The 23845-nt window shown below is 64.1% G+C and carries 23 protein-coding genes; 18 read left to right on the forward strand and 5 right to left on the reverse strand.

Annotated features, from left to right (window positions below; all coding sequences use genetic code 11):
* The first annotated feature begins 65 nt into the window (after positions 1-65).
* Complete coding sequence (gene tesB, locus SO140_RS24975; RefSeq protein WP_449380294.1) at positions 66-929, forward strand: acyl-CoA thioesterase II; 864 nt, start codon at positions 66-68, stop codon at positions 927-929.
* Positions 930-1065: 136 nt separating this feature from the next.
* Here the strand turns inward: tesB and SO140_RS24980 are convergent, their stop codons facing one another.
* Positions 1066-1962, reverse strand: coding sequence for a DUF4339 domain-containing protein (locus SO140_RS24980; RefSeq protein ID WP_449380295.1), 897 nt, complete (start codon positions 1960-1962; stop codon positions 1066-1068).
* Between the two features lie 247 nt (positions 1963-2209).
* Between SO140_RS24980 and SO140_RS24985 the strand changes: the two genes are divergently transcribed.
* The 7 genes from SO140_RS24985 to SO140_RS25015 all read left to right on the forward strand — a co-directional run bounded on the left by SO140_RS24985 (position 2210) and on the right by SO140_RS25015 (position 6907).
* Entirely contained in the window at positions 2210-2548 is a 339-nt protein-coding gene (locus tag SO140_RS24985; RefSeq protein ID WP_449380296.1) for a P-II family nitrogen regulator, read from the forward strand.
* A gap of 228 nt (positions 2549-2776) precedes the next feature.
* Positions 2777-3091: an ArsR/SmtB family transcription factor gene (locus SO140_RS24990; RefSeq protein ID WP_449380297.1), complete on the forward strand. Its 315-nt coding sequence runs from the start codon at positions 2777-2779 to the stop codon at positions 3089-3091.
* A complete protein-coding gene (locus SO140_RS24995) occupies positions 3088-3441 on the forward strand; it encodes an SRPBCC family protein (RefSeq protein WP_449380298.1) in 354 nt (117 codons plus the stop codon). The genes SO140_RS24990 and SO140_RS24995 overlap by 4 nt, the downstream gene beginning before the upstream one ends.
* Before the next feature lie 41 nt (positions 3442-3482).
* Positions 3483-4085: an ATP-dependent Clp protease proteolytic subunit gene (locus SO140_RS25000; RefSeq protein WP_449380299.1), complete on the forward strand. Its 603-nt coding sequence runs from the start codon at positions 3483-3485 to the stop codon at positions 4083-4085.
* Between the two features lie 386 nt (positions 4086-4471).
* Complete coding sequence (locus tag SO140_RS25005; protein ID WP_280709846.1) at positions 4472-4810, forward strand: P-II family nitrogen regulator; 339 nt, start codon at positions 4472-4474, stop codon at positions 4808-4810.
* A gap of 37 nt (positions 4811-4847) precedes the next feature.
* Complete coding sequence (locus SO140_RS25010; RefSeq protein ID WP_254101585.1) at positions 4848-6296, forward strand: ammonium transporter; 1449 nt, start codon at positions 4848-4850, stop codon at positions 6294-6296.
* Between the two features lie 206 nt (positions 6297-6502).
* Positions 6503-6907, forward strand: coding sequence for a GFA family protein (locus SO140_RS25015; protein WP_449380300.1), 405 nt, complete (start codon positions 6503-6505; stop codon positions 6905-6907).
* A 230-nt stretch (positions 6908-7137) separates the two neighbouring features.
* On the opposite strand, the gene SO140_RS25020 is transcribed toward SO140_RS25015, so the two are convergent.
* Positions 7138-7923, reverse strand: coding sequence for a GGDEF domain-containing protein (locus SO140_RS25020; protein ID WP_449380301.1), 786 nt, complete (start codon positions 7921-7923; stop codon positions 7138-7140).
* 299 nt (positions 7924-8222) lie between these two features.
* Here SO140_RS25020 and SO140_RS25025 point away from each other — a divergent pair, with 299 nt between their 5' ends.
* The 4 genes from SO140_RS25025 to SO140_RS25040 all read left to right on the forward strand — a co-directional run bounded on the left by SO140_RS25025 (position 8223) and on the right by SO140_RS25040 (position 13890).
* Positions 8223-9437 carry an aminotransferase class I/II-fold pyridoxal phosphate-dependent enzyme gene (locus SO140_RS25025; protein WP_449380302.1) on the forward strand — a complete coding sequence of 405 codons (1215 nt, stop codon included), beginning with the start codon at positions 8223-8225 and terminating at the stop codon, positions 9435-9437.
* A 4-nt stretch (positions 9438-9441) separates the two neighbouring features.
* Entirely contained in the window at positions 9442-11913 is a 2472-nt protein-coding gene (locus SO140_RS25030; protein WP_449380303.1) for a DNA translocase FtsK, read from the forward strand.
* A gap of 267 nt (positions 11914-12180) precedes the next feature.
* Positions 12181-12936 (forward strand): outer membrane lipoprotein carrier protein LolA, encoded by a 756-nt coding sequence (locus SO140_RS25035; RefSeq protein ID WP_449380342.1) that lies wholly within the window; start codon positions 12181-12183, stop codon positions 12934-12936.
* Positions 12937-13074: 138 nt separating this feature from the next.
* Complete coding sequence (locus tag SO140_RS25040; RefSeq protein WP_449380304.1) at positions 13075-13890, forward strand: exodeoxyribonuclease III; 816 nt, start codon at positions 13075-13077, stop codon at positions 13888-13890.
* A gap of 131 nt (positions 13891-14021) precedes the next feature.
* Here SO140_RS25040 and SO140_RS25045 read toward each other — a convergent pair whose 3' ends face one another.
* Together SO140_RS25045 and SO140_RS25050 are read right to left on the reverse strand one after the other, a co-directional pair.
* The gene (locus SO140_RS25045; RefSeq protein ID WP_449380305.1) at positions 14022-14465 is read right to left on the reverse strand and encodes a cyclic nucleotide-binding domain-containing protein; all 444 of its coding nucleotides are present in this window, start codon (positions 14463-14465) and stop codon (positions 14022-14024) included.
* 59 nt (positions 14466-14524) lie between these two features.
* Complete coding sequence (locus tag SO140_RS25050; protein ID WP_027525091.1) at positions 14525-15211, reverse strand: response regulator transcription factor; 687 nt, start codon at positions 15209-15211, stop codon at positions 14525-14527.
* Between the two features lie 201 nt (positions 15212-15412).
* Here SO140_RS25050 and SO140_RS25055 point away from each other — a divergent pair, with 201 nt between their 5' ends.
* Together SO140_RS25055 and SO140_RS25060 are read left to right on the forward strand one after the other, a co-directional pair.
* Positions 15413-15973 (forward strand): L,D-transpeptidase family protein, encoded by a 561-nt coding sequence (locus tag SO140_RS25055; protein ID WP_449380306.1) that lies wholly within the window; start codon positions 15413-15415, stop codon positions 15971-15973.
* Between the two features lie 6 nt (positions 15974-15979).
* Positions 15980-16765, forward strand: a complete 786-nt coding sequence (locus SO140_RS25060; RefSeq protein ID WP_449380307.1) for a 2-keto-4-pentenoate hydratase — start codon at positions 15980-15982, stop codon at positions 16763-16765.
* Positions 16766-16908: 143 nt separating this feature from the next.
* Here SO140_RS25060 and SO140_RS25065 read toward each other — a convergent pair whose 3' ends face one another.
* Positions 16909-17598, reverse strand: a complete 690-nt coding sequence (locus tag SO140_RS25065; RefSeq protein ID WP_449380308.1) for a YggS family pyridoxal phosphate-dependent enzyme — start codon at positions 17596-17598, stop codon at positions 16909-16911.
* A gap of 111 nt (positions 17599-17709) precedes the next feature.
* On the opposite strand from SO140_RS25065, the gene SO140_RS25070 reads away from it, so the two are divergent.
* The 4 genes from SO140_RS25070 to holA all read left to right on the forward strand — a co-directional run bounded on the left by SO140_RS25070 (position 17710) and on the right by holA (position 23840).
* Complete coding sequence (locus SO140_RS25070) at positions 17710-19407, forward strand: diguanylate cyclase domain-containing protein (RefSeq protein ID WP_449380309.1); 1698 nt, start codon at positions 17710-17712, stop codon at positions 19405-19407.
* A 114-nt stretch (positions 19408-19521) separates the two neighbouring features.
* Positions 19522-22146 (forward strand): leucine--tRNA ligase, encoded by a 2625-nt coding sequence (leuS, locus tag SO140_RS25075; RefSeq protein ID WP_449380310.1) that lies wholly within the window; start codon positions 19522-19524, stop codon positions 22144-22146.
* Positions 22133-22684: an LPS assembly lipoprotein LptE gene (lptE, locus tag SO140_RS25080; protein ID WP_449380311.1), complete on the forward strand. Its 552-nt coding sequence runs from the start codon at positions 22133-22135 to the stop codon at positions 22682-22684. Before leuS ends, lptE begins: the two co-directional genes overlap by 14 nt.
* Before the next feature lie 127 nt (positions 22685-22811).
* On the forward strand, positions 22812-23840 hold the full coding sequence (gene holA / locus SO140_RS25085; protein ID WP_449380343.1) for a DNA polymerase III subunit delta: 1029 nt from the start codon (positions 22812-22814) through the stop codon (positions 23838-23840).
* The last annotated feature ends 5 nt before the right edge of the window (positions 23841-23845 follow it).

The raw sequence follows: 23845 nt of genomic DNA on the forward strand, positions 1-23845 counted from the left end.
AAATGCGCAATGGGGTTCATCGCTTCGCGTGCCCCGGAATGACGAAATCCTTCGAAAGCGCCACCATGTCCAAAAGCCTGATCGACCTCATCTCCATCCTCGATATCGAGCCGCTCGAGGTGAATTTGTTCCGCGGCAACAGCCCTAAAACGAGCTGGCAGCGGGTGTTCGGCGGGCAGGTGATCGGGCAGGCGATGGTCGCGGCCTGCCGCACGGTGGAGGGCCGGCTGCCGCATTCGCTGCATTGCTATTTCATCCTGCCGGGCGACCCGCAGGTGCCTATCATCTACCAGGTGGAGCGCCTGCGTGACGGCAAGAGCTATTCGACCAGGCGCGTCACCGCGATCCAGCATGGCAATGCGATCTTCTCGATCATGGTCTCGTTCCATGCCGAGGAGGAGGGCGCCTTCGATCACCAGGACAAGATGCCGGATGTGCCACCGCCGGAAAAGCTGACGGCGGAGGAAGTGTCGAAGCAGCCGATATTCCGCGAGATGCCGGAGTTTATCCGCCGCTATTACGAATCCGATCGTCCGATCGAGCTGCGCCCGGTCGAGCTCAGCCGCTATTTCGGCCAGAAGATCGAGGATGGCCGCATCCATGTCTGGATCAGGACTGCAGCAAAGCTGCCGGACGATCCGGCGCTGCATATGTGCGCGCTCGCCTATGCCTCGGACTTCTCGCTGCTCGATGCGGTGATGGCGCGCTACGGTCGCACGCTGTTCGACAAGCGCATGATGCCGGCAAGCCTCGATCACGCGATGTGGTTTCACCGTCCATTCCGCGCCGACGAATGGCTGCTTTACGCCCAGGATTCGCCGAGTGCGCAATCAGGCCGCGGCTTGACCCGCGGCCTGATCTTCAAGCCCGATGGCACGTTGGTGGCCTCCGTCGCGCAGGAAGGCTCCGTGCGCGAGCGGAAGGGCTGAGAGCTAGAGCACGATCCGGAAAAGTGTGCAGCGGTTTTCCCTCGCTACAAACGCGGAACGCGTTTGCGCGGAGATCATGCTCAAACGACAAACTAAAGCGCGATGACGATTCATCCCAATCTCATCGCGCTTTAGATTAGACCGCCCCCTTGGGTACGAGCTCGGTCTGCGACACCATCCAGCCCATCATCCAGCGATACATCCAGGGAATCGGGATGATGAAGCTGCAGAGGATGGCAGTCACGATCGCGCGCCAGAGGAACTCGAGTCCGGTGCCCTTGAAGACGATGTCGCGCCGCGTTCCTGCAATGTTGCGGCACAGCCAGCGGACCTGGGCAACCATGACCCACGCCCAGCCGATGATGGTGATGAAGGAGATCGCCAGCAGCAGGTTCCAGCCGATATAGGCCCAGATCGAGCCCGTGAAGCTGAGGCCGAGCGGCTGCCCGTTGGAGGCGAGGTTCGCGACCATCCATTTGATCAGCAGCCAGTACAGAACGAGCTCGGCGATGAAGAGCAGGTTGTTGAGCAACTGGACGCCGCTGAAATAGGCGACGATGGCGAGAACAATGAAACCGAAATACCACGGCACCAGCGTCATCGCATTGCCGGTGAAGTTGAGATTCGGTCGTCCTGGAACCTTCACGCAGGACACGATCCACTGCGTGTACCAGACGAACACCCAGGGCGCCGGAATGATCAGCATCGTGCCGATCAGCATGACGATGGTGCGCCAGGTGAACTCCAGGATGCCGAAATCGATCGCGAGCGCGGAGCCACCGCCGCTGTAACTGCCGCCGCTATAGCCCCCGGGAGAAGCCATCGTGGGTGGCCCACCCGTCGGAACGATCGGCGGCGCGCCGCCGCCAGCCATCAATCCCGGAATTTCGGCCGCCTTCTGCCAGCCCGCCATGCCCTCGGTCCACACCAGCGTGTCCGGGCGGACCACGCCCTGGGCAATGAGATCGCGGAATTGACCTTCCGGATAGGGCCCCTGCTGCTTGCCCTCGGCTGCGTAGAACCAACTCGCCATGAAATGCCCCCCCTTCAGTCCCAAAATACTTTTGTACCGGCCGGGACGGTTCGGTTCACCGCAACCATGCCAAAAATGCATTGTGAAGGACGACCCGCAGCTCTGTACAGAGGCGGTATCCCCCGTTGCGCCGCCTTTTTCCCTCTTCAACCTGCAACATTTTTATGCCATTTGCCCGGAAAGATGCGAGATTGACGCGGCGCCATCTGCGCATTGTTTGGCGAAGCTCCGGGAAACAGGCCTGACCATGAAACTCGTCGTCGCGATCATCAAACCCTTCAAGCTCGATGAGGTCCGCCAGGCACTGACGGCGATCGGCGTGCACGGCATGACCGTCACCGAGGTGAAGGGCTACGGCCGCCAGAAGGGCCATACCGAAATCTATCGCGGCGCCGAATATGTCGTGAACTTCCTGCCCAAGCTCCGGATCGAAATCGCGGTGCCCTCCGAGATCGCCGAGAAGGCCGTCAACGTCATCACCTCGACGGCGCGCACCGGGCAGATCGGCGACGGCAAGATCTTCGTCACGCCGATCGACCACGCGCTGCGCATCCGCACCGGCGAGACCGACAGCGACGCGCTCTGAATTCGACTATGTCGCAAGACCCTCATGGTGAGGAGCGCGGAACGCGCGGCCCCGGACGATGCTGCGCATCGCCGGGCGAACCATGAAGGACCGGCTCTCACCCACGGCCATCCTTCGAGACGCGCGCAAGCAGGCTCCTGATCGTCACCACCGCGCTGGTCCTGGTACCGAACAGCCTCAGGCCGCTTCGGGCTTGCGCAACACATAAGTGTATGCTTATGTATTACCATGATCGAAGCAGACATCTTCAAGGCGCTGGCCGACCCGACGCGCCGAAAGGTCTTTGAAAAGCTCGCTGGCGGAAGCCTGAACGCCAGTGCTTTGCGCGACGGATTGGACATCAGCCAACCGGCGATGTCGCAGCATCTCGCGGTTCTGCGTGCAGCAGGCCTCGTGCGCGAACAGCGGCAGGGCCGATTTGTGAACTACGAGGTCGACCCCAACGGCATCGCCACCATCGGAACATGGCTTGCGCGCTACCGTGCCTACTGGCCGAAGCGCATGGAAGCGCTCGCCGATCTCTTGAAGGACATGGATCAATGAGCGACGCAGCGAAGCCTGATCAAGCCGATACAGCCCTGGTGCTCGAATACGACTTCGATGCGCCGCCCGCCAAGGTCTGGCGCGCCGTGACCATTCCGGCGCTGCGCGAACGCTGGCTACCGGATTGCGACCTCGCCGGCGCCGAGCCCGAATCATCGGTCGCAGGCGAAGAGGTGCGTTACCGGCTTCGTGATCCCGAACCGCCGTTTCGCGAAAGCCATGTCATCTTCCGGATCGAGCCGAACGAGGACGGCGGCACCCGCTTTCGCATCATCCAGCAAGCCTGCGACGAGCGCGTAACGCTGCCGAAGCCGGCCAACACGAATTGCTGCCTGATGCGCGCGGCCTGACGGAAAACAGACTTCATCACCTGCAGACATGGAGGTCGCCGATGCGCGACATGCTTCAGCTCGTCCCTATGGTCGTCGAACAGTCGAGCCGCGGCGAGCGATCCTTCGATATCTACTCCCGCCTCTTGCGCGAGCGCATCATCTTCCTCAACGGCGAAGTCAATGATGCAATGTCCGGCTTGGTCTGCGCGCAGCTCTTGTTCCTGGAGGCGGAGAACCCGAACAAGCCGATCAATCTCTACATCAATTCTTATGGCGGCGTGGTCACCAGCGGATTTGCCATGTACGACACCATGCAGTTCATCAAGGCGCCGGTCCATACGCTCTGCATGGGTACCGCGCGCTCCATGGGGTCGTTCCTGCTGATGGCCGGCGAGCCCGGCCACCGCGCCGCCCTGCCCAATGCCAGCCTCCACGTGCATCAGCCGCTCGGCGGCTTTCAAGGCCAGGCGTCTGACGTCCTGATCCATGCAACCGAAATGCAGGAAACCAAGCGGCGCATCATCCAGCTCTATGCCCGACATTGCGGGCGCCCTGAGCAGGAGGTGGAACGGACTCTGGACCGCGACCACTTCATGAACGCGCAGCAGGCGGTCGAATGGGGACTGATCGACAGGGTTTTTGCGGAGCGCAGCGCCACCTGAGGGTCCGAGAGGACCCTTCGGCCGCTACATCCGGCTGCTCCATGCACATCTCCCAGCGTGGTGCGGCGCTGCAGCACGCGCCGAGCCCTATCAAGGTACCTTTCCGCTGCCCTACACGTGAGCAACATTGTGTCGGCAGCCTGTCGTGCATCGGTTTTGAGCAGGCATGACTACGTTTTAGGCGCGACCTATTAGCGCAGTGCAGCGCGACCCCCGCAAGGCGTGAAAAACCTCGCATTCATAATCCGTTAGGCAACGACGTCGATCTGGCACGGCATTTGATTCTCAGAGCCCGGCTGTGCCCGCGGTGTGAAGCTTCTCCTCGTGGTGAACCAGTCGAGAACGCCCGGCCACGTCCGGACCGGGCCCAAGCGGGGATAGGACCCATGAAAATTGTTATGGCGATAATCAAGCCATTCAAGCTGGAAGAAGTCCGGGACGCCCTGACCGCCATCGGCGTTCACGGTCTCACGGTGACGGAAGTCAAGGGATATGGCCGGCAGAAGGGCCATACGGAAATCTATCGCGGCGCCGAATACGCCGTGAGCTTCCTGCCCAAGATCAAGATCGAAGTCGCTGTCGCTTCCGAGCAGGTCGACAAGACCATCGACGCCATCACGTCGGCTGCGAAAACAGGGCAGATCGGCGACGGCAAGATCTTCGTCATCAGCCTCGACCACGCGGTCCGCATCCGCACCGGCGAGGCCGACGCCGCGGCACTTTGATTTCGCGCTCAACCTTATCGAATCAGGAGAAAATGAAATGACGTTTAAGCGTCCCTATGGCGCGGGACTGGCCGCCCTCGCAGTCGGCATGTTCGCTGCGACCGCAGCCTACGCCGAGCCAACGGTCAACAAGGGGGATAACGCCTGGATGCTGACATCGACAGTGCTCGTGCTGTTGATGACGATCCCGGGTCTTGCGCTGTTCTATGGCGGTCTCGTCCGCTCCAAGAACATGCTCTCGGTTCTCGCCCAGGTCTTCTACACGGTCTGCGTCGTCACCGTGCTCTGGGCCCTCTACGGCTACAGCCTTGCCTTCACCGGCGGTTCCGACTTCATCGGCGGCTTCTCCAAAGCCTTCATGATGGGCATCACGACGGACTCCAAGGCGGCGACCTTCAGCGTCGATGCCAACATCTCGGAGCTCGTCTATGTCTGCTTCCAGATGACCTTCGCGGCGATCACGCCCGCCCTCATCGTCGGCGCCTTTGCCGAGCGCATGAAGTTCTCGGCGGTCGCGCTGTTCATCCCGCTCTGGGTCACGCTGATCTACTTCCCGATCGCGCACATGGTCTGGTACTGGCCGGGTCCGGACCTGATCCAGGACGCTGCCAAGGCGCTGGCTGCTGCGGGTGATGCTGCGGCGAAGACGGCGGCCCAGGCCAAGCTCGATGAGATCAACGCCGACGCCGGCTGGATCTTCAAGAAGGGCGCGATCGACTTCGCGGGCGGCACCGTGGTGCACATCAACGCCGGCATCGCCGGTCTCGTTGGTGCGCTCCTGATCGGCAAGCGCACCGGCTACGGCAAGGAGCTGATGGCCCCGCACTCGCTGACCATGACCATGATCGGCGCCTCGCTGCTCTGGGTCGGCTGGTTCGGCTTCAACGCCGGCTCCAACCTCGAAGCCAACGGCGGCGCTGCCCTCGCCATGACCAACTCCTTCGTCGCCACCGCAGCCGCTGCGCTCGCGTGGATGTTCGCGGAATGGATCGTGAAGGGGCATCCCTCCGTGCTCGGCGCGCTCTCGGGCGCCGTCGCGGGTCTCGTGGCGGTCACGCCTGCGGCCGGTTACTCCGGCCCGATGGGTGCGATCGTTCTCGGCCTCGTCGTCGGCATCGTCTGCCTGTTCTTCTGCACCGTGGTGAAGAATGCGCTCGGCTACGATGACTCGCTCGACGTGTTCGGCGTGCACTGCGTCGGCGGCATCGTCGGCGCGCTCGGCACCGGCATCCTCGTCAACCCGGCGCTGGGTGGTGCGGGCATCATCGACTACACCGCGATCCCGCCGAAGGTTGCCGATTACGACCTCGTGGCGCAGATGACCTCTCAGGTCTGGGGCGTCGGCACCACCCTGGTGTGGTCGGGCATCGGCTCGGCGATCCTCTACAAGGTCGTCGACGTGATCGTTGGCCTGCGCGCCAATGTCGAGACCGAGCGTGAAGGCCTCGACATCACCGAGCACACCGAACGCGCCTACAACATGTAACGCTCTCCTCCCGGAGGCGACCTTCGAAGGAAGATCGCATCCAGAACTGCGGTTTGGGCACATACCCGGCAATGCCCCGACCGTTGAGGGGCTCCAGCGCAAGTTGGAGCCCCTTTCTTTTTGCGGTGTCACAAAAGAAAAACTTGCCAAGCAAGCGGGCCGGCGCAGAAATACCGACCTCAACGAACAACAAAAGGGAGGTCGTCATGCGGCTGGAAGGTGGATGCTATTGCGGCGAGGTGCGTTACGTCGCCGAGGGCGATCCGATGATGCAGGCGCAATGCCATTGCCGCGAATGCCAGTACATCTCGGGCGGCGAGCCCAACACCTTCATCGCGATGCCGGCGTCCGGCTTCACCTACATCACCGGCCAGCCCAAGCAGTTTACGCGCAAGGACCTCGAACGCGCCGTGACACGGGAATTCTGCGCCGAATGCGGCACGCATCTGGTGACGAAGGTCCCTGGCCTGCCGGCCGCGATCGTGAAGGTCGGCACGCTGGACGATCCTGCGCAGTTCAAGCCGCAGATCGCGATCTATACTTGCGACAAGCAGGAGTTCCACCAGATCCCCGCGGGCATCCCGACATTCGAGAAGCTGCCACCGCATTAGGAGCAGAATGGCTTTAGCTTGATCGATGCGGGCCACGGGCTCGCTCAACCTCTCCCGCTTGCGGGGGAGGTCGGCGCGAAGCGCCGGGTGGGGGCTCTATCCTCTTGGAGATTGTCCCGTTGCGGAGACACCCTCTCCCTGACCCTCTCCCGCAAGCGGGCGAGGGAGCGCACCGCCTTCGTGGCAATCTAGTCTGATCCCATGCCGTTCAGGCGCCAACCGGCAGATGATCACGCCGCCACGAGCGCGCGCTCGTCGGCCTCGACGACGCGATCACGGCCGCGGCGCTTGGCAGCATAGAGCGCGCGGTCGGCGATCCGGATCAGCTCGGCGAGCTCGGCATCGGCGCAGGACACCGTGAAGCCGAGGCTGATGGTGACGCGCTCGAGGTTTTCGCCGATCGGGATTTCGCGGCTCGCGCAGCTCGCGCGCAGCGCCTCCGCATGCCGCTCGGCCTGGTCGCGGGTAACGCCGACCATGAGGCCGGCAAATTCCTCGCCGCCATAGCGCGCGACCAGCACGCCCTCGGTCCGGGCGAGCTGCCGCAGCACGTCGGCGACCTCGACCAGCACCTCGTCGCCGGCGTCATGGCCGAAGCGGTCGTTGATCGACTTGAAATGGTCGATATCGCACAAGAACACCGTCACCGGCACACTGCGCTCGCGCGCGGAGGTCAGCGCGAGCGCCGCCGCATCGTCGAAGCCGCGGCGGTTGAAGAGGCCGGTGAGCTGGTCGGTCTGCGAGATGCGCGCGAGCTCTCTGCGGGTCAGCGTCAATTCCTGCATCACAAGGCCCGAGCGATAGCTGAGGGCGCCGGACAGCAATGCCGAGATCGCGGTGGCGACGCACAGGCAAAAGCCGATGATGTAGCCGACACTCACCGTGGCGCTGAAATCCGTGCCGAGATGCAGCAGCAATGTCGATGCGGTCATCACGATGGCCAGGCCTGCGGCGATCGCCGCACGCCTTGCCGTGTGGCGAAGCACATCGCCATGTGTCGCAATCTGAATGGTCACCCGCCGCCCCCGCTTGTCGTCAGCAGCCATAAAACCGGCAAGACTAGCGAATCGCCAACGCGAAAACCTTCTCGGAGGAGGGGGTTAACGGGGCGCAACGGGCTTGCCTAAAATGCCGGGAAACGGAACCGTCGATGGCCACGCATCCCCTGTTGACGGCGGCAATTATTCGGCTCTGGACGGGGGGACCGACCGATGGTTAATCGCGTCTTAACCTCGCCCTATCTATGGTGAACTGAACCGCTTCCGGCCGGTGCGACCTGCAACCGGCAGTTCCAAGAGTGCTGGCGCCCCAACGTATGGCTATGACCGCTTCATCCCGTGCGCCGCAGGGCAGTGGAAGCTCTGAGACCGAACGCTCGCCCTTCATCCGGCTGAACGAGCTCCTGGCCCCGCACCAGCCGGGCAAGTCCTTGATTACGCTCGCGGTTGGCGAGCCGCAGCATCCGGTGCCCGACTTCGTAGGACCGGTGCTCGCAAAGCACATTGCCGAATTCGGCCGCTATCCGCTGGCCAAGGGCATCGAGCCGTTCCGCAAAGCTGCCGCAAGCTGGCTCGGCCATCGCTTCAAGCTGCCCCGGCCGATCGATCCCGAGAACGAGGTCCTGGTTCTCAATGGCAGCCGCGAAGGGCTGTTCTTCGCCGCGATCACGGCTGCACGCTATGTCGGCCCGCGCCCCGGCAAGCCAGCGATCCTGATGCCGAACCCGTTCTATCCGGTCTACGGCGCCGGCACCCGCGCAGCAGCTTGCGAGCTGGTCTATCTGCCAACGACGGTCGAAAACGGTTTCCTGCCCGATCTCGACGCGATCGACGAAGCGACGCTGGCGCGCACCGTGGCGTTCTATATCGCCTCGCCCGCCAACCCGCAGGGCTCGATCGCCTCGCGCGACTACTTCACCCGCCTGAAGGGCCTCGCCGATCGCTATGGCTTCGTCATCCTGAGCGACGAGTGCTACTCGGAGATCTATACGCGGGAAGCGCCGGGCAGCGCGCTCGAATGCGCCGGCCCCGACTTCACCCGCGTCGTCGCCTTCCAGTCGCTCTCCAAGCGCTCGAACCTGCCGGGCCTGCGTGTCGGCTTCGCCGCCGGCGACAAGAAATTCTTGAGCCTGTTTCTCGAGCTGCGCAACGTGGCCGCGCCTCAGGTTCCGGTCCCGCTCCAGCATGTCGCCACCGTCGCCTATGGCGACGAGGCGCATGTCGAGGAGAACCGCAGGCTCTACCGCATCAAGTTCGATCTCGCCGACCAGATCCTCGGCAACCGCTACGGCTATCGCCGGCCCGAAGGTGGCTTTTGCGTCTGGCTCGATACCTCGCCGCTCGGCAGCGACGAGGCCGTGACCTTGAAACTCTGGAAGGAAGCCGGCGTGCGGGTCGTGCCGGGCAGCTACCTGGCGCGGCTCCAGCCGGACGGTTTCAATCCGGGCGCAGGCTTCATTCGCCTGGCGCTGGTGCAGAACGGCGAGGTCACCGCCGAAGCGCTGCACCGGCTCGTCGCGACGTTGGGTTAGGCGGATGAGCATGTCGGCAATCGAACGTGTCATCCCACTGGTCGGACACCTGCCGCCCTCGATCCGTGACGCGCTGACGCGCCGTGTGCGCGAGCTGACAGGTCTTGGCCTGATCGCGTTGTCGGGCGTCGCCGCAACCGCGCTGATGACCTGGTCGGTCCAGGACCCCAGTCTGAGCCACGCCACCTCGCGGCCGATCCGCAACATCCTCGGCTATGCCGGCGCGATCGGCGCCGATCTCGCGATGCAGATTCTCGGTCTCGGCGCCATCATGCTGATTCTCACCGTCGCGGTGTGGGGCTGGCGCATGATGACCCACCGCCCGTTCGATCGCGAGGCGCTGCGGCTCGGCTGCTGGATCCTCTGCACGGTGATCGCGTCGGGTTTTGCGAGCTGCTGGCCGCATGGCGGCGCATGGCCGCTGCCGACCGGGCTCGGTGGCGTGGTCGGCGACGCGCTGGTGCGCGCACCGGCCGTGATTTTCGGACCCGCGGGCGCCATCTATCGCATGGTTTTGGGGACGATCCTGTTCGTCGCGATGGCCACGACGTTCCTGATTGCCTGCGGTCTCGGCGCGCGCGAGCGTGACGACGACGAGCTGACGCCGATCGAGGACGACGACACCCCGTTCGAGGAAGTGGAAGAAGAGGAGCGCGGCTCGGTATCGCTCGGCTGGCTGTTCCATGCGCTGATGAGCACGAAGGCGCGGATCGTCTGGCTCTGTGGTGCCGCCTATCGCTCGTTGGTCTCGAGCGGGTCAAAGCCTCGCGCCGCGACTTTCGATCGCCAGGAGCCCAGTCTTGGCGGCCGCACGGCACCCCCGATTTCGCCGCATGCCGAGGACGAGGACTACGAGGAGGAGAGCGAGGAAGAGGAGGACGAAGAGGAGGAGGCGCCGGCCGCGCGCGCCCCGCGCAAGAAGGCTGCACCGAAGGCCGCTGCCAAGAAATCCTCCGACAAGTTCGACCTTCCGTCTGTCTCCATGCTTGCCGCGCCAAAGGCCGGCGATCGCCAGCCACTCAGCAAGGCCGAGCTGGAAACCAATTCGCGTTCGCTCGAAGGCGTGCTCGGGGACTTTGGCGTGCGCGGCGAGATCGTCAAAGCCAATCCGGGTCCGGTCGTCACGCTGTACGAGCTGGAGCCGGCGCCCGGCATCAAGTCGTCGCGCGTGATCGGCCTTGCCGACGACATCGCGCGCTCCATGAGCGCGCTGTCGGCGCGCGTCGCCGTCGTGCCCGGCCGCAACGCCATCGGCATCGAGCTGCCGAATGCGCATCGCGAAAAGGTGTACCTGCGCGAGCTGCTGGTGGCGAAGGAGGCGACCGAGACGGTGGCAAAACTGCCGCTCTGCCTCGGCAAGACCATCGGCGGCGACCCCGTCATCATCGATCTGGCGCGCACGCCGCACATGCTGATCGCCGGCACCACGGGCTCGGGCAAATCGGTCGCCATCAACACCATGATTCTCAGCCTGGTCTACAGGTTGCGGCCCGATCAGTGCCGGCTGATCATGGTCGATCCGAAGATGCTCGAACTCTCCGTCTATGACGGCATCCCGCATCTGCTCACCCCGGTCGTGACCGACCCGAAGAAGGCGGTGGTCGCGCTGAAATGGGCGGTGCGCGAGATGGAAGAGCGCTACAAGAACATGGCCAAGCTCGGTGTGCGCAACATCGACGGCTACAATGCGCGCCTGCTCGAAGCCAAGGGCAAGGGCGAGGAGCTCACCCGCACGGTGCACACCGGCTTCGACAAGGAGACCGGCAAGGCGATCTACGAGGACGAGAAGCTCGCGCTCGATCCGCTGCCCTACATCGTCATCATCGTCGACGAAATGGCCGACCTGATGATGGTCGCCGGCAAGGACATCGAAGGCGCGGTGCAGCGCCTCGCGCAGATGGCGCGTGCCGCCGGCCTGCACGTGATTCTCGCGACGCAGCGTCCGTCGGTCGACGTCATCACCGGCACCATCAAGGCGAACTTTCCGACCCGCATCGCCTTCCAGGTCACCTCCAAGATCGACAGCCGCACCATCCTCGGCGAGATGGGCGCCGAGCAGCTGCTCGGCCAGGGCGACATGCTCTACATGGCCGGCGGCGGCCGCATCAGCCGCGTGCATGGCCCGTTCGCCTCCGACGAGGAAGTCGAGAAGGTGGTGCGTCACCTCAAGACGCAGGGACAGCCGGAATACCTCGAAGCGGTCACCGCGGAAGAACCTGCCGAGGGCGAAGACGGCGCGGTTTTCGACGCCACCGGCATGGGTGCGGATGGCGGCGGCGACCTGTTCTCGCAGGCCGTCGCGATCGTCAAACGCGACCGCAAGGCCTCCACCAGCTACATCCAGCGCCGGCTCCAGATCGGCTACAACCGCGCCGCCTCGCTGATGGAGCGCATGGAACTGGAAGGTATTGTCGGACCGGCCAATCATGCCGGCAAACGCGAGATTCTGGTCGAGGAAGAGGACAGCCATATGTGAGGCGCAAGGCGCCGGAGCATGATCCGGAAAAGTGTGAGCGGTTTTCCGAAAAGATCATGCTCAAACAATAACCTAAGCGCGATGACGATTCGTCCCAATCTCATCGCGCTTTGGCCTCACAATGAGTTTTTCACGCAAAAACGATCTCCGCTTTTGCCCGAAACCACGGTAAAAGGGCGCCAAGCCACACAGGACGTCGCGTTGACCGGAAATTCAGATATTCGATTTGCTGCCTCCTTCGCCGCGCGCAGCGCGCGGCTTGTGGGCATGCTTGTCATCACCGCCTCGATGGCTGCCGCCAGCGCGACGTCGTTCGCGCAGACCGTCCCCGTTCCGAAACCGGCGCCGAAGGGCCGCGACGGCGGACAGATGAGCGGCGGGCCCGCCACGACCGGCGCCACCCAGACGCCGCCCAATCCGATCATCCCGGATCCGCGCCGCAACGTGCCGAGCAGCATTTTCCAGACCTTTGACGACAAGCAGAAGGCACAGGCCGCCAGGGTCAGCGCCTATCTGTCGTCGCTGCAGACTCTGGTCGGCAATTTCGTGCAGGTCGGGCCGGACGGCAGCAAGACGCAGGGCGACTTCTACATCCAGAAGCCCGGCAAGATGCGCGTCGAATACGATCCGCCCAATCCGATCGACATCATCGCCGACGGATCCTCGCTCGTGGTGCGCGACCGCAAGCTCGCGACGCAGGACGTCTATCCGCTGTCGCAGACGCCGCTGCGCTTCCTGCTCTCGGACCGCATCGACCTGATGAAGGACACCAACGTCGTCAACGTCACCGCGGACGATCTCTTCGTCAGCGTCACCATCGAGGAGAAGCAGGCGCTGATCGGCACCAGCCGCCTGCTGCTGATGGTCGGCGCCAAGGACGGCCAATTGAAGCAATGGACGGTGACCGACCCGCAGGGCTACGACACCACCTTCGCGGTCTATAATCTCGACAGCACCAAGAAGCTCGATCCGAACATGTTCAAGATCGACTTCACCAACTACAACGTCCCGTCGCCGGGATAGATCTCCGCTGCTGTAGGTGTCGTAGGGCGGGCAAAGCGAAGCGTGCCCACCATTTTTGTACGAAATTGAGAGAAGATGGTGGGCACGGCGCCATGCGCCTTTGCCCACCCCACGAGAGCTTGCTATGACGCATCCCTCATGCGTCTCTCCCTGACAACCTGGAACATCAATTCGGTGCGGCTGCGCATCGATCTCGTCGCCAAATTCCTCAAGAGCGCACGGCCGGACGTGCTGTGCCTGCAGGAGACCAAGTGCATCGACGATGCCTTTCCGCTCAAGCGCTTCAAGCGGCTCGGTTATGAGCACATCGCACTGAACGGGCAGAAAGGCTATCACGGCGTCGCCATCGTCTCGAAGCTGCCGTTCGAGGCAACCGACATCCGCACCTTCTGCGACAAGATCGATTCACGCCACATCTCGGTGTCGTTCGGCGAGAAAGCAAACATCGCAAAGCCGCTGGTGCTGCACAATTTCTACGTCCCCGCCGGCGGCGACATTCCCGATCCCGCGCTGAACGAGAAATTCGACCACAAGCTTCGCTTCCTCGACGAGATGAAGGCGTGCGAGCCGCTGCACCCGCGCGGGGAGGATCGCCACATCCTGGTCGGCGATCTCAACGTCGCACCGCATGAGAACGACGTCTGGTCGCACAAGCAGCTTCTGAAGGTGGTCTCGCACACGCCGATCGAATGCGAGAAGCTGCTGGCAGCGCTCTCCGCCGGCGAATGGGTCGACGTCGCGCGCGAGCGCATTCCGATGTCGGAGAAGGTCTATACGTGGTGGAGCTACCGCGCCGCCGACTGGACCGTCGGCGACCGCGGCCGCAGGCTCGACCACATCTGGGTCTCGCGCGCGCTCAAGGATGCGGTCAGCGACTTCAGGATTCTTCGCGATGCGCGGAGCTGGGAGCGTCCGTCCGACCACGTGCCGGTAACGGTGACGCTGGAGGTGTAGTCGCCAACCACAACCGAAGCCCTCATCCTGAGGAGCGCGCTCGCGCGCGTCTCGAAGGATGAGCCGCGGGCAACACTCGGGCCTTCATGGTTCGAGACGGCGCTGACGCGCCTCCTCACCATGAGGAGCAGCTAGTTATTCAGCTTCGAGCCCGCCGTCAGAATATCGCTTGCGATCTGGCTCGACCGGATCGCGAACTCATCGCGCAGGCGGAGAGCGGCGGCCGGATCGCTCTCCAGAACGCGCTGAAACAGGCTGCGGGCGACGCGGATGACGGAGGAGTGCTCGAGCGCGATCGCACTCGAGGGACGCTTCATCGGCACCACCAGCGCGAGCTCGCCGATCAGCGTGCCGGGGCCGGCGATCATCTCGGCGCCGGCGCCGTCCTCGACGCGAAAGGCGCCGCGCTGAACCACGAAGCCGGCGTCCGCGTCGTCGCCCTGATTGAAGAGGACGTCGCCGCGCACGAAATCGCGCTGCTCGGAGCCGATCGCCAACATGCGCAGCGAAGCGTCTCCCAACAGCCGCAGTGTCGGGACACGCTCGAGCAGCGCTACGTCGTCGTCGATTGACATTCAGGTCCGTGGCTCAAAGGCCCGCGATCTCAAACGATTCGCGGGACCTTGGGAGCGTATCACGGCACCAGCTTGTAGCCACCGGCTTCCGTGACCAGGATTTCCGGGTTGGCAGCGTCCTTCTCGATCTTCTGGCGGAGACGGTAGATGTGGGTTTCCAGCGTGTGCGTAGTGACACCGGAATTATAGCCCCAGACCTCCTGGAGCAGCGTCTCGCGCGAGACCGGCATCTGGCCGGCCCGGTAGAGGAAGCGAAGGATGGCGGTTTCCTTCTCGGTCAGCCGCACCTTGCGGGCATTGGCCGCGGTCAGCATCTTCGAGCCCGGACGGAAGCTGTAGGGCCCGACCGAGAACACCGCGTCTTCGCTCGCTTCGTGCTGACGAAGCTGGGCGCGGATGCGCGCCAGCAGCACCGCGAAGCGGAAGGGCTTTGCGACATAATCGTTGGCGCCGGATTCCAGGCCCAAAATCGTGTCGGAATCCGTATCGTGCCCGGTCAGCATGATGATCGGGGCCTTGAAGCCGCCCTTGCGCAAGCTACGCACCACCTCGCGGCCGTCGGTGTCGGGCAGGCCGACATCCATCAGTACCAGATCGGGGGAATTGGCCTTTGCGGCGCTCGCGCCCTTCGCACCGGTATCGACGGCGGAGGCTTCGAACTCTTCGTGCAGCGATAATTGCTCCACCAACGTATCGCGCAGATCGGAATCGTCATCCACGATCAGGATCTTGCGGGCATTGGCCATGGGGTCATCCTTTTGGGGTCGAACTCCGACGCGCGCATGCCGCCTCAGAGCTGCGATTGGTAAGTTAGAGGTCGCCGTTATTATTGTTGTTCGTGTTGAAGTAGTGGGCTGTTACCGATTCTCAAGCCAGAACTACTTTAACTCAGAATAGCAGGGCTTTTCGATGAATGTCCTGTAATGAAGCCGACACCGCGCCTTCACATGAAAAATTCTTATTCCTCAATTACTTACGCCAAGAACAGACCGCTTTCCACGATCCGGGTGAGAGCGTCGGCTGGCAATCCGCGGCGGGGCTGGCTGACCGCCGGACCCCTGACGATTCCCGTCGCGCTCGGCCGTGGCGGCATTCGCGCCGACAAGCGCGAGGGCGACGGCGGCACGCCGAAGGGCAGCTTTCGGCCGCGGCAGCTCTGGTGGCGGGGCGACCGCCACAACCGGCCGCAGACCTTCCTGCCGACCCGCGCCATTCAGCCCGACGATGCCTGGTGCGAAGACCCCGCCGACCGCCATTACAACCGGCCGATCCGGCGCGGGGCGGGGCAGGGCGGCGATCGGCTCACGCGCGCCGACCACCTCTATGACTTCATCGTCGAGATCGACCACAATACGCGGCCACGCATTCCCGGGCGCGGCAGTGCCGTATTCCTGCATCTGGCGCGCGACAATTTTGGGCCGACGGCCGGCTGCGTCTCCATGAGGCAAGCAGCGATGGTGCAGTTGTTGCGGCGCCTTGGACCACGGACCAGGATCATCATCGGGTGAGGGACCATGCTCGACGAGAACCAGATCAAGGCTGCCTCGCGGGTGCTCGCAGGCCATTGGAGCGCCGGCACCAAGCTTGACGCGCTCGAAAACTCCTTGCGGCCGCATACGCGCAGCGAGGGCTATGCCATCCAGGCCGCGCTCGAATCCGCTTCAGGCGGCAAGCTGTTCGGCTGGAAGATCGCGGCAACCAGCGAGGCCGGGCAAAAGCACATCAACGTCAGGGGACCGATGGCCGGGCGCATCCTGAGCGACACCGTCATCGCCGATGGCGGCACGGCCTCGATGAAGGGCAACGAGATGCGGGTGGGCGAGCCGGAATTCGCCTTTCGCATGGCGCGCGACCTGCCGCCGAGATCCTCAAGCTATGGCGTCGAAGAGGTCCTTGCTGCCGTCGCCAGCCTGCATCCCGCGATCGAGATTCCCGATTCGCGCTTTGCCGATTTCGCCAGCGCCGGCGAGGCGCAGCTCATCGCCGACAATGCGTGCGCCCATCTGTTCGTGCTGGGCGCGCCGACCACGGTGGATTGGCGCGCGCGTGATCTCGTGGAGGAGCGGCCAGAGATCACGCTGCGTGGCCAGCGCTACGTCGGCCATGGCAAGAACGTGCTTGGCGATCCCCGTGTCGCACTCGCCTGGCTCGCCAACGAGCTGCGCGCGCTCGGGATCACACTAAGAGCGGGGGAGGTGGTGACGACCGGCACCTGCCATCCGCCGCTGCCGATTGGGGCCGGCGATCATCTCGCCGCCGATTTCGGTGCGCTGGGAAAGGTCTCGGTGAGATTCGGGTAGTCACTCACACTGCGCCGTCATTGCGAGGAGCGAAGCGACGAAGCAATCCAGGCTGCCTCAGCGGAAGGATACTGGATTGCTTCGCGTCGCTCGCAATGACGAACTTGAGATCTTGCGTGAGGCACGGCCTTCGCCGACGGTTACTACCGATGCCCGAAGATCGCCGAGCCCACGCGGATATGCGTGGCACCTAACATGATGGCGGTGGCGAAATCCGCGGTCATGCCCATCGAAAGATTCTTCAATCCGTTGCGCGCGGCGATCTTGGCGGTGAGCGCGAAATGCGCGGCCGGCGGCTCGTTCGCTGGCGGGATGCACATCAGGCCGGAAATGGTGAGCCCGTAGGTGTCGCTGCAGCTCGCGATGAAGGCATCCGCCTCGCCGGGCGCGACGCCGGCCTTCTGCGGCTCCTCGCCGGTGTTGATCTGGACGAAGAGCTGCGGGTGCCGGTTCTGGGATTCGATTTCCTTGGCTAACGCCTGGCAAATGCTCGGACGGTCGACCGAATGAATGGCGTCGAACAGCGCGACCGCTTCTTTCGCCTTGTTGGATTGCAGCGGTCCGATCAGATGCAGTGCGATATCCGAGTAACTCGAAATTAACGCCGGCCACTTCGCCTTGGCTTCCTGCACGCGATTCTCGCCGAATACGCGCTGTCCGGCCGCGATGACCGGCGTAATTGCATCCGCGGCGAACGTCTTCGACACCGCGATCAGCGTCACCGCAGTGCGATCGCGCTGCGCGTCCTTGCAGGCGCGCGCGATCTCCTGTTCCACAACGGCGAGCGCATTTGGTGAATGCCCGGTTAGCGGCAAGGCGTTGGCTTCTGTCATGACGTCGCTCGAGACCCGTGTCTCTACGGAGGTAGTTCCAATTTTATCGAGTTCAAGAAAGGCTTCTTGAACCCTTGGAACTAAGTTGCGCGCGGGGTGGGTAGCACAAAAATGGCCAACATCAGTCTCAACCGCAAACGCGCGAAACTCAAGCAGGTTCTCGGAATCCGGGCCCGGCTTGCGTTGCTCGCGGTGATTCTGGTGACGCCCCTGATGCTGGAGCGCATCCGTTCGCTCGAAGATGCGCGCGTCAAGCAGATTGCGCAAGCGACGACCGAGTTCACCACCGTTGCGAGGCACAGCGCGGACGCGCAGCGCGAGGTGATTTCGTCGGTCGAGACCATTTTGAAATCCGAGGCTTTCATCCGCGCTTCCGCCGGCGGCGTCAGCAAGAGCTGCGACGTGTTGCGCGCGAGCCTGCCGGCCAGCCTGCCCTGGATTCGCACGCTGCTGATCGCCGGCCAGGACGGCCGCATCCAGTGCTCGACCAACAACATGTATGTCGGCCTCGACTTGAGTGACCGGCCCTATTTCCAACAGGCGCAGGAAACCGGCCGTTTCGTGCTCTCCGATTTCCTGCTGGCAAAACCTTCGCAGATGCCGACCGTGATGGCGGTCTATCCGGTCTCCGCGCTCTCGGGCGTCCCGGACGCCGTGGTGCTCGCGACCGTGAACCTCGACTGGATGTCGAAGATCATGAACAATCTGGGCGGCCGCTCCGGCATTTCGGCCGTGCTGGTCGATAGCACCGGCACGGTGCTGGCCGCGCCCGCCGACCAGTACAGCGCGGTCGGACGTCCGCTCGACAACCTGCCGCTGATGTCGGCGATCGCCGACATGGCGCTGCGCTCGGATCAGGACGAGGGATCGCTGTCCTTCACGGCGGTCGACGGCTCCCGCCGCGCAGTCAGCTACATGCGCATCGCCGGCACCAATGCGCGCCTGATCGCCAGCATCGACGAGGACAAGGTCTCTGCCGCCGTCAGCCGCGACATCCGCACCGCTTATCTCCAGCTCGCTTTCGTCGTCGTGTTCGTTCTGCTCGGCGCACTGATTGCGGCAGAGAAGCTGGTGATCAAGCCGATCGAGATGCTCGCGGACATGGCCAAGCGCTTTGGCCAGGGCGACCTCTCGGCCCGCGCCGCGCGCAATCGCCTGCCCGCCGAGTTCGTGCCGCTCGCCCGGGCCTTCAATGCGATGGCCGCGCAGCTCGGGCAGCGTGAACGCGAGCTGATCGCGAGCAACGACCGGCTGACCGTGATGGCCTCGATCGACATGCTGTCGGGTCTTGCCAACCGCCGCGGCTTCCAGAGCCGCCTCGATTTCGAATGGATGCGCGCGCAGCAATATGACAGCGACCTGTCGCTGCTGATGATCGACGTCGATCATTTCAAGCTCTTCAACGACACCTATGGCCATCTCGAGGGCGATTCCTGCCTGACCCGGCTCGGCGAAACGCTGTCGGGGATTGCGGCCGACACCATGGGCTTTGCCGCGCGGTATGGCGGCGAGGAATTCTGCCTGTTGCTGCCGAACACGGACCTCACGCGTGCCATGGAGATCGGCGAGACCGTTCGCGCCGCAGTGCTGCGGCTGTGCCTGCCGCATATCACCTCGAGCCACATGATCGTCACCGTCTCGATCGGCGTTGCCGCAGCGCGGCCCAATGAGACCTTGCGTCCGGGCGATCTCATCGAAGCGGCCGACGCCGCGCTCTACGCCGCCAAACATCGCGGCCGCAACACCGTCGTCGAGCACGGTTCGGTGCAGGAGAGCGAAGGCGCCAGCGCGATGGCGATGGCGGTCTGAAACAGCCCCCGCTCAGGCCGTTTTGAAGGCCTTAGACGTTGACCCCCGAGCTGCTTTTGTGGCCTAGTCCGCCGTCTTTACGACGGCCGAACCCTAGAAAACCGCAACGATTCCATGACCTCCGAACGTTATAACGCCCGCGATTCCGAACCGCGCTGGCAAGCCGCCTGGGACGAAAAGGCGATCTTCGTCTCCCGAAACGACGATTCGCGGCCGAAATACTACGTGCTCGAGATGTTCCCTTACCCGTCCGGGCGCATCCATATCGGCCACGTCCGGAACTATACGCTCGGTGACGTGCTGGCCCGCTTCATGCGCGCCAAGGGTTTCAACGTGCTGCACCCGATGGGCTGGGATGCCTTCGGCCTGCCGGCGGAGAACGCCGCGATCGAGCGCAAGGTCGCGCCGAAAGCCTGGACCTACGACAACATCGCCGCGATGAAGAAGCAGCTCCGCTCGATCGGGTTGTCGCTGGACTGGAGCCGCGAGATCGCAACCTGCGATCCCTCATACTACAAGCACCAGCAGAAGATGTTCCTGGACTTCCTGCGCGAGGGCCTCGCCGAGCGCGAGAAGCGCAAGGTGAACTGGGACCCCGTCGACATGACGGTGCTCGCCAACGAGCAGGTGATCGACGGCCGTGGCTGGCGTTCGGGCGCTGTCGTTGAACAGCGGGAAATGAACCAGTGGGTCTTCAAGATCACGAAGTACTCGCAGGAACTCCTGAGCGCGCTGGATACGCTCGACCGCTGGCCGGACAAGGTGCGGCTGATGCAGCGCAATTGGATCGGCCGCTCCGAGGGCCTGCTGATCCGCTTCGCGCTGGATCAGGCCACGACACCTGCCGGCGAGAGCGAGCTGAAGATTTTCACCACGCGCCCGGACACGCTGTTCGGCGCAAAGTTCATGGCGATCTCGGCCGATCATCCGCTGGCGCAGGCTGCCGCCGCCAAAAACCCGAAGCTTGCCGAGTTCATCGCCGAGATCAAGAAGATCGGCACCGCGCAGGAGATCATCGACACCGCCGAGAAGCAGGGCTTTGACACCGGCATCCGCGCCGTCCACCCGTTCGATCCGACCTGGAAGCTGCCGGTCTATGTCGCGAACTTCGTGCTGATGGAATACGGCACCGGCGCGATCTTCGGCTGCCCGGGCCATGACCAGCGCGACCTCGACTTCGTCAACAAGTACAATCTCGGCGTCACGCCGGTGGTGTGCCCCGAAGGCCAGGATCCGAAGACCTTTGTCATCACCGACACCGCCTATGACGGTGACGGCCGCATGATCAATTCGCGCTTCCTCGACGGCATGACCATCGACGCGGCGAAGGAAGAGATCGCAAAGCGCCTGGAAAACGAGATGCGCGGCAACGCGCCCGTCGGCGAGCGCCAGGTGAATTTCCGCCTGCGCGACTGGGGCATCTCGCGCCAGCGCTATTGGGGCTGCCCGATTCCCGTCATCCACTGCCCGAAATGCGACGTGGTGCCGGTGCCGGATTCAGAGCTGCCGGTGAAGCTGCCCGACGATGCGACCTTCGACAAGCCGGGCAACGCGCTCGATCATCATCCGACCTGGAAGCACGTCACCTGCCCGAAATGCGGCGGCAAGGCTCTGCGCGAAACCGACACCATGGACACCTTCGTGGATTCGTCCTGGTACTTTGCGCGCTTCACCGATCCCTGGAACGAGGCCTCGCCGACGACGCCTGCGGTGGCGAACCGGATGCTGCCGGTCGACCAGTATATCGGCGGCGTCGAGCATGCGATTCTGCATCTGCTCTACAGCCGCTTCTTCACCCGCGCGATGAAGGCGACCGGCCATATCGCGCTGGATGAGCCGTTCGCCGGCATGTTCACGCAGGGCATGGTGGTGCACGAGACCTACCAGAAGGCCGACGGCACCTACGTGCAGCCGGTCGAGGTGAAGGTCGAGACCGGCGGCAATGGCCGGCGCGCCACGCTGCTCAGCACAGGCGAGGACATCCAGATCGGCGCGATCGAGAAGATGTCGAAGTCGAAGAAGAACACGGTCGACCCCGACGACATCATCGAGACCTATGGCGCCGACGTCGCGCGCTGGTTCATGTTGTCGGACTCACCGCCCGACCGCGACGTGATCTGGAGCGACGAGCGCGTTCAGGGCGCCTCGCGCTTCGTGCAGCGGCTGTGGCGGCTGGTGAACGAAGCCGCGGAAGCCTCCAAGGGCGCGCCGGCGGCCCGGCCGGCGAGCTTTGGCGCCGATGCGATCGCCCTGCGCAAGGCCGCCCATGGCGCGCTGGACAAGGTCACGATCGGAATCGAGCGGCTGCACTTCAACGTCTGCCTCGCCCATATCCGCGAATTCGCCAACAGCCTGTCCGAGGTGCTCCAGCGCCCCGGCCAGCCGGCGGCCGACCTCGGCTGGGCGATCCGGGAGGCCGGGGCCATCCTGGTCCAGCTGTTCTCCCCGATGATGCCGCACCTGGCCGAGGAGTGCTGGCGGGTAGCGGGCCAGACCGGCTTCGTTTCGGAGGCCGCATGGCCGCAAATCGAACGCGATTTGCTGGTTGAAGACACCGTGACCCTGGTGGTCCAGGTCAACGGCAAGAAGCGGGGTGAGGTCACGGTTGCAACAGTGGCCCAGAATCCGGAAATCGAGGCTGCCGTTTTGGCCCTCGATGCGGTAAAGCTGGCCCTGGACGGCAAGCCCGTCCGCAAGGTGATCATCGTCCCCAAGAGGATCGTGAATGTTGTCGGCTAGGATCCGCATCGCTGCCCGCCTCGTCGCGGTTGCCGCCCTTGCGGCAATGACGGCCGGCTGCTTCCGGCCGATGTATGCCGAGCATACCGACGGTACTCCGGGATTGCGGGACAAGTTGATGGGCGTGGAAATCCCCCCCGTCGACAAGCCCAATGCCTCGCGCGAGGCCCGGGTCGGCGTGGAGATCCGCAACGCCCTCGCCTTCAAGCTTTATGGCAGCGCCACCGGCGCGCCGCCGACCCACCGCCTGGAGCTGCGGTTCACGACCAGCCGCTCCTCACTGCTCATCAGCTCCGCGACGGGCCTGCCGACGAGCGAGAACTACGGCATCGACGTTCAGTATAATCTGATCAACAACGCGACCAACACGTCGGTGATGACCGGCACCACCTTCTCGCGCGTGTCCTACGACATCCCGGGCTCCTATCAGCGCTTCGCCCGTCAGCGCGCCGTTCGCGATGCGGAAGACCGTGCCGCCAACGAGGTCGCCGACAACATCTCGACCCGCCTCGCCGCCTTCTTCACCGCCGGCACGTAACCGCTTCCGTCATTCCGGGGCACGCGAAGCGTGAACGCGGAATGACGATCCGTAACCTCTGGATTCTATGGTGCGCATTTGCGCACCATAGTTCGCGCGCTGCGCGCCCCGAATGACGATTTGGCCCATGGTCGCGTTGCGCGGAAAAGAGATCGACGCCTTCCTGGCCCGCCCCGATTCGGGCCGTCCGATCATCCTGCTCTATGGCCCCGATGCCGGGCTCGTTCGCGAGCGCGCCGACGCGCTGATCGCATCCGCGGTCGATGATCCCAACGACCCCTTCTCGCTGGTCAAGCTCGACGGCGATGAACTCTCGGCTGAACCCTCGCGCCTCGTCGACGAAGCCATGACCGTGCCGCTGTTCGGCGGCCGCCGCGCCATCCGCGTGCGCGCCGGCTCGCGCAGCTTTGCCAGTGGCGTCGACACGCTGGCCGAGATGAACGTGACGGACTGCCGCATCGTGATCGAGGCCGGCGAGCTCCGTCCCGAATCGCCGCTGCGCAAGGCCTGCGAGCGCGCCAAGACGGCAGTCGCGATCGGCTGCTATCCCGACACCGAGCGCGATCTCGCCAAGCTGATGGAAGACGAGCTGCGCATCGCCAATTTGCGTATCGCGCAGGACGCGCGCGCCGCGCTGATGTCGTTCCTCGGCGGCGACCGCCAGGCCTCGCGCAATGAGCTGCGCAAGCTGACGCTCTATGCTCACGGCAAGGGCGAGATCACGCTCGACGACGTGATGGCGGTCGTCGCTGACGCGTCCGAGCTCAAGCTCGATCCGATCGTCGACGGCGCCTTCGCCGGACGCCCCGACATCGTCGAAAGCGAGTTCGCCAAGGCGATGATCGCCGGAACCTATCCCGGCATGATCATCTCAGCCGCGCAGCGCCAGGCGGCGTGGCTGCACAAGTCGGCGCTCACCGTCGCCGAGGGCACGCCGATCTCGGCCGTGCTCGAAGGCGGGTTTCCGCGGCTGCATTTTTCACGAAAGCCCGCGGCCGAAACGGCGCTGCGCAATTTCAGCGTGGCGCGACTTGCCGGCGTCATCGAGCAGCTTGCAACCGCAGCCCTCGATACCCGCAAGCAGCCGTCCCTCGCCGCCGCGATCGCGCAGCGCACGCTGATGGCGATCGCCGCGAACGCGAAGCGGCGGGGTTGAAACTC

Source organism: Bradyrhizobium sp. UFLA05-108 (assembly GCF_059803455.1).